Source organism: Pseudonocardia lacus (assembly GCF_018531445.1).
GTDB lineage: Bacteria > Actinomycetota > Actinomycetes > Mycobacteriales > Pseudonocardiaceae > Pseudonocardia > Pseudonocardia lacus.
In genome coordinates, this window is the sequence record NZ_JAHDTH010000324.1 from 1 (window position 1) to 5,633 (window position 5,633).

Below are 5,633 nucleotides of genomic sequence, written 5' to 3' on the forward strand. Positions count from 1 at the left end.
GCAGCATCCGGAACCGGCGCGGTCCCGGCCCGGGCACGGTGGCGAGCAGCGAGCGCCGGACCAGCCCGGCGACCAGTGGGACCGCGGCGTCGAACGGGTCGTCCGGGCGCCCGTCGGCCGCGCCGGCCAGCGCCGCGGCCGCCGCGAGGTCGAAGGGCCCGGCGAAGACCGCGAGCCGGCGGAACAGCCGCCGCTGCGGCTGGTCGAGCGCGGCGTAGCTCCAGTCGGCGGTGCGTTCGAGGCCGCGCTGGTGGGCGGGCGCGCCGCCCTGGCCCTCGGCCAGCAGCGCGAGCCGCGAGCGGTCGATGGCCTCGGCGAGCTCCCCGGCCGAGAGCACCCGCATCCGCGCCGCGGCCAGCTCCACGGCCAGCGGCAGCCCGTCGAGCTGCGCGCAGACCCGGGTCACCGCGGCCCGCTCGGCGGCGTCGGGCTCCCAGCCGGGCACCATCGAGCGCGCGCGGTCGACGAAGAGTTGGGCCGCGGCCCCGGCCGGGTCGAGCGGGGGGACCTCGTGGACCCGCTCGCCGGGCAGGTCGAGCGTGGCCCGGCTGGTGGCGAGCACCCGCAGCCCGGGGCAGCGCGCGAGCAGTGCGGCGAGCAGGCCGCCCACCGCGGCGAGCAGGTGCTCGCAGTTGTCCAGCAGCACCAGCACCGGCCGCGGGCCGATGAGCGCGGCCAGCGCGGCCGGCTCGCCCGCCGTCAGGCCGAGCGCGCCGGCCAGGGTGGTCGCCAGCAGCGCCGGGTCGTCCAGGGTCGCCAGTTCGACGAGCACGGCGTCGGTCGCCGGCCCCAGCCGGGCCGCGGCCTCCAGCGCCAGCCGCGTCTTGCCGACCCCGCCCGGGCCGGTCAGCGTGACCAGCCGGTGCCGCTCGACGTCGGCGAGGACGTCGCGGAGCAGGTCGTCGCGGCCCAGCAGCGCGGTGAGGGGCACCGGGATCGCGGCGGTGCCCGGCCGGGCAGGCGCGGGTGGCGGACCGCCGCCCTGCCGGCCGCCGCGACCGCCGGCTGCACCGGCCTCCTGGGCGCGCACGGCCTTCTCGACCCGCAGCAGGCCGGGCCCCGGGTCCAGGCCCAGCTCCTCGGCGAGCAGCCGGCGCACGGTGCCCACCGCGGCCAGCGCCTCGGCCTGGCGCCCCGCCCGCGACAGCGCCAGCACCAGCAGTTCCCAGCCGCGCTCGCGCAGCGGGTGGCGCGCCGTGTGCTCCTGGGCCGCCGCCACCGCGGCGGTGGTGTCGCCGACCAGCAGCCGCGCGTCGACCAGGTCCTCGGTCGCGGCCAGCCGCAGTTCGCCGAGGCGGGCCAGCTCCGGGGCCAGGAACCCGGCGTCGGCGACGTCGGAGTACGCCGGCCCGCGCCACAGCCGCAGCGCCTCCTCCAGCAGGTCGACGGCCTCGTGGCGGCCGTCGGCCAGCGCCCGCGCCCCGGCCGCGGCCAGCCGGGCGAACCGGCGGGCGTCGAGCGCCTCGGGCGGCAGGCGCAGCGCGTACCCGGGCCCCTGCCGGACGACGACCGCCGGCGGCTCGCCGCGCGGTCGGGAGGGTTCGAGCGCCTGGCGGATCTGCGAGACGTAGTAGTGCAGCGTCCCCACCCCGGGCGCCGCGTCGCCCCAGACGTCGGCCAGCAGCCGGTCGACCGTGACGACCCGCGGGCTGGCCAGCACGAGCGCGGCCAGTACCGCGCGCTGGCGCGGGCCGCGCAGGTCGACCGGGCGGCCGTCGACGGTCGCGGTGAGCGGCCCGAGCACCGACACCGCGGGGCCCACCGTGCAGTCCATCCACGCTCCTCGGCCCTGCTCCACGTGCCGCCCGACCGTACCGGCCGAACGGCCGAAGATCACTGGGACGCCGCTCTCAGCGGCGTCCCAGCGCTCTCCCAGCGCCGCGCCGCACCGTGAGGGCCGACCCAACGAGGAGGAGATCGGGATGGAACGCGACCTGCACGTCGTCGTCGGCGCGACCGGGGGGACCGGCACCGCGCTGGTGCACGAGCTGCGCCGGCGGGGGCACCGGGTCCGGGCGGTCAACCGCGCCGGGACCGGGCGCTATCCCGGCGACGTCGAGGTCGTCGCGGCCGACGCCACCGACGCCGCGGCCATGCGCGAGGTCTGTGCCGGCGCGGCCGCGGTGCACAACTGCGTCAACCCGCCGTTCGCCGCGTGGACGAGCGCCTTCCCGGCGGCCGTGCGCGGCACGATCGAGGGCGCCGCCGCGGCCGGGGCCCGGCTGGTCTTCGCCGACGACACGTGGATGTACGGGCGGGTCGACGCGCCGATGACCGAGTCGACCCCGGTGGACCCGGTCGGCGGCAAGGGCGTGCTGCGCGCCTGGCTCGCCGAGATGGTCCTGGCCGCGCACGCGCGGGGCACCTGCCGGACCGTCGTCGGCCGGGCCGGCGAGCTGTACGGCCCGCTGGTCGAGTCGGTGCTGGGGGACGGCCTGTTCGGCGCGGCCGTCCGCGGGCGCCCCCCGCGCTGGATCGGTGCGCTCGACCGGCCGCTGACCCCGACCTACATCGGCGACTTCGCCCGCCTGCTGGCCACCCTCGGCGACGAGCCGGACGACGCGGACGACCCGCTGCTGGGCCGCGTCTGGCACGTCCCGCACCCGGCCCCGCTGACCGGGCGCGAGCTGGTCGGGATGGTCCGCGCCGGCACCGGCACGCGGGCCCCGCTGCTGCGGATCGGCAGCGCCACCGCGCGCCGGCTGGCCGCCGTGTGGCCGCTGGCCCGGGAGGGCGCCGAGCTGGTCTACCAGTTCGAGATGCCGTTCGTGGTCGACGGCTCCGCCTTCGCCGCGCGCTTCCCGGACTTCGCGCCGACGCCGTGGGCGGACGGGGTGGGGCGCACCCTGGCCTGGTACCGCGACCCGGTGCCCTCGCCGGACGCCGCGGCGGCTGCGTGCGTGCCGGTTGTCGCGGGGTAGGGACGTTGTTACGGTCGCTCCGTTGCTCTGCGCAACTCAACGTCGAGATGGGGGGACGCGCCGGTGAAGTACGCCGACGGACCGTCCGTGCAGGTCGAGGTGCTGGTCGAGGCGCCGGTGCAGCGGGTGTGGGACCTGGTCACCGACATCGCCCTGCCGGCCCGGTTCTCCGCCGAGTTCGTCGGGGCCAGCTGGCTGGACGAGGGACCCCGGCTGGCCGCCCGGTTCGTCGGCCGCAACCGGCACGAGGCGTTCGGCGAGTGGGAGACGACCTCCACCGTCAGCCGCTTCGAGCCGATGCGGGCCTTCGGGTGGGCGGTGGCCGACCCCGATGCGCCGTCGGCGACCTGGTGGTTCGAGCTCGACGACGGGCCCGACGGGGTGCTGCTGCGGCAGGGCACCCGGATGGGGCCCGGCCGCTCGGGGCTCAACGTCGCCATCGACCGCATGCCGGACAAGGAGGAGCGGATCGTCGCGCGCAGGCTGCGCGAGCACGAGGCGAACATGCGCGCCACCGTCGAGGGCATCAAGCAGCTGGCCGAGGAAGGCGCGTGACCCTGCGGGTGGGGGTCAACGCCCGGCCCGAGCAGCCCGGGATGACCGACTTCGTGCGCGAGGCCGAGCGGCTGGGCGCCGACTCGGCCTGGACCGCCGAGTACTGGGCGGGCGACGCGCTGACCCCGCTGGCCTTCCTGGCCGCGTCGACCTCGACGATCCGGCTGGCCAGCGGCATCGTCCAGCTCGGCGCCCGCACCCCGGCCATGCTGGCCATATCGGCGCTGTCGCTGCAGGCGCTCTCGGGCGGGCGGTTCGTGCTGGGGATCGGGGCCAGCGGGCCGCAGGTCATGGAGGGCTGGCACGGCGTGCGGTTCGACCGGCCCGTGCGGCGCACCCGGGAGACCATCGAGATCCTGCGCCGGGTCGCCGCGGGGGAGCGGCTGGAGTACCGCGGCGAGCTCTACGAGCTGCCGCTGCCCGGCGGCGACGGCCGCGCCCTGCGCGGGCGGATGGGCCCGCTGCCGCTGCCGGTGCACGTGGCCGCGCTCGGCCCGGCGAACCTGCGGCTCACCGGGGAGCTGGCCGACGGCTGGATCGGCAACTCCTTCCTCCCGGAGACCGCCGAGGTCTTCCTCGACCCGATCCGGGCCGGCGCCGCTGCCGCGGGCCGCGACCCGGGCGAGGTCGAGCTGACCGTGGCCGTCGGGGTGGAGCTGACCGACGACGTCGAGGAGGCCGGGCGCCGCCACGCCGAGGGCTACGCGTTCACCTTCGGCGCGATGGGCTCGGCCGGGGCCAACTTCTACGTCGACGCGTTCGCCCGCCAGGGCTTCGGCGAGGACGTCTGCGAGGTGCAGCGGCTCTGGCTGGCCGGCGACCGCGACGCGGCGCGGGCGCGGGTGCCCACCGCCATCGGGCTGGGCACCAACCTGGTCGGCACCGACGACATGGTCCGCGACCGGCTGCGCCGCTACCGCGACGCCGGCATCACCACGCTGCGCGCGGGCCTGGCCGGCGACGAACCGGCGGCCCGCCTCGACCAGCTCGGCCGGCTCCTCGACCTGGTGCGCGAGGTCAACGCCGAGGAGCGAGAAGGGGTCGTGCCGGGGTGATCCGCGCGCCGGGCCGCCGTCAGGGCCCGGCCAGCGGCGCGCCGCGCACCAGCGTGACCACGCGCGTCAACGACGGGGCGCGCGGGGTCGAGCCGAACCCGAACCGGACCGGCGGGTCGACCGGGGCGAGGGCGCCGAGGTCGGCGCCGTCCCAGGTGGCGGTCGCGGCGTCGATGCGGTGCAGGTCGAGCGCGCCGTAGAACTCGTCGCGACCATCCCCGGCGCTGCCCCGCGTGCGCACCCCGGGCAGCACCAGCCGGGCCACCACGTCGACGGTGGCGATCCAGCCCGGCCGCACGGCCAGGCCGCGGGGGACCAGCCGCAGCAGCCGGCCCAGCGGGGCCCGACCGCCGGTCGTGAAGGTCAGCGCGAGCGGCGGCGCATCGACCCACCAGCGCACGCCGTCGGTCCGCGCCGCCACCGGGCCCACCCGCACCTCGTCGAACCGGTAGGTGGCCGCGACGAACTCCGCGACCCGCGCCGTCGGGGCCAGCAGCAGCCGGTGCCCGTCCGGCCGCTCGACCATGACGTCGGTGAACGACCCGAACGGTGAGCGCGGCCAGTGCCCGACCACCAGCCGCACGCCCGCCGCCGTGCCCAGCCCGGCGATGAACCCGTCGAACCGCTCCGCCACCCCACCCGCCCCGTCGCTCGCCACCGCACTGACCTACCCGGTCCAGCGCGATCGACTGCATCCGGCCCTGCGCCCGGTGCTGGTCGGGTGCTCCCGCCGCCTCGTCCGGCGTCCGGGACGAAGATCACGCCCCGACCGTCATGGGCTGTCGGTGCGTCCGTGCACAATGCGCGCAGTCGGGACGGGCGAACGGGTGGGAGGGGTGGGCTCATGGTGGCGGCAGGCGCGCTGTCCGAGCAGGACCTGGCAGCGGCGCGGGCCGAGCTGGCCGAGGGCAAGCCGGTCACCGTGTGGTTCACCGCGGCCGCGGTGGGCGTGCCGGCCGGCGGCTCGGCCAAGGTCGTCTCCGTCGAGGACCCGCCGGAGGGCGACTTCGTCCAGGTGCGCCCGGCGGGCTCGCGCGACACGATGTTCTGCGCGCCCAACGAGCTCACCCGCGTGCGCCCGGCCCGCAAGCGCACGCCCAAG

Annotated in this window: 5 protein-coding genes and 1 pseudogene; 4 read left to right on the forward strand and 2 right to left on the reverse strand. The window is 77.9% G+C overall.

What is annotated here, in order from left to right; translation table 11 throughout:
• Positions 1-1,774: AfsR/SARP family transcriptional regulator (locus KIK08_RS36895; RefSeq protein ID WP_214407957.1), on the reverse strand; the 1,774-nt coding region annotated here is incomplete at its 3' end.
• 148 nt (positions 1,775-1,922) lie between these two features.
• On the opposite strand from KIK08_RS36895, the gene KIK08_RS36900 reads away from it, so the two are divergent.
• The 3 genes from KIK08_RS36900 (at position 1,923) to KIK08_RS36910 (ending at position 4,531) form a co-directional block, all read left to right on the forward strand.
• Positions 1,923-2,921 (forward strand): NAD-dependent epimerase/dehydratase family protein, encoded by a 999-nt coding sequence (locus KIK08_RS36900; protein ID WP_214407958.1) that lies wholly within the window; start codon positions 1,923-1,925, stop codon positions 2,919-2,921.
• Between the two features lie 63 nt (positions 2,922-2,984).
• Positions 2,985-3,476 (forward strand): SRPBCC family protein, encoded by a 492-nt coding sequence (locus KIK08_RS36905; RefSeq protein WP_214407959.1) that lies wholly within the window; start codon positions 2,985-2,987, stop codon positions 3,474-3,476.
• A complete protein-coding gene (locus KIK08_RS36910) occupies positions 3,473-4,531 on the forward strand; it encodes an LLM class flavin-dependent oxidoreductase (protein ID WP_308258127.1) in 1,059 nt (352 codons plus the stop codon). Before KIK08_RS36905 ends, KIK08_RS36910 begins: the two co-directional genes overlap by 4 nt.
• A gap of 19 nt (positions 4,532-4,550) precedes the next feature.
• Here KIK08_RS36910 and KIK08_RS36915 read toward each other — a convergent pair whose 3' ends face one another.
• On the reverse strand, positions 4,551-5,189 hold the full coding sequence (locus tag KIK08_RS36915) for a hypothetical protein (RefSeq protein WP_308258128.1): 639 nt from the start codon (positions 5,187-5,189) through the stop codon (positions 4,551-4,553).
• A gap of 186 nt (positions 5,190-5,375) precedes the next feature.
• On the opposite strand from KIK08_RS36915, the pseudogene KIK08_RS36920 reads away from it, so the two are divergent.
• A pseudogene (locus tag KIK08_RS36920) lies at positions 5,376-5,633 on the forward strand (DUF6319 family protein); the annotation flags it as partial.

What these genes read in the sequence shown, in the direction of transcription:
- KIK08_RS36900 (WP_214407958.1), top strand. Translation starts at nt 1,923, where the DNA reads ATGGAACGCGACCTGCACGTCGTCGTCGGCGCGACCGGGGGGACCGGC.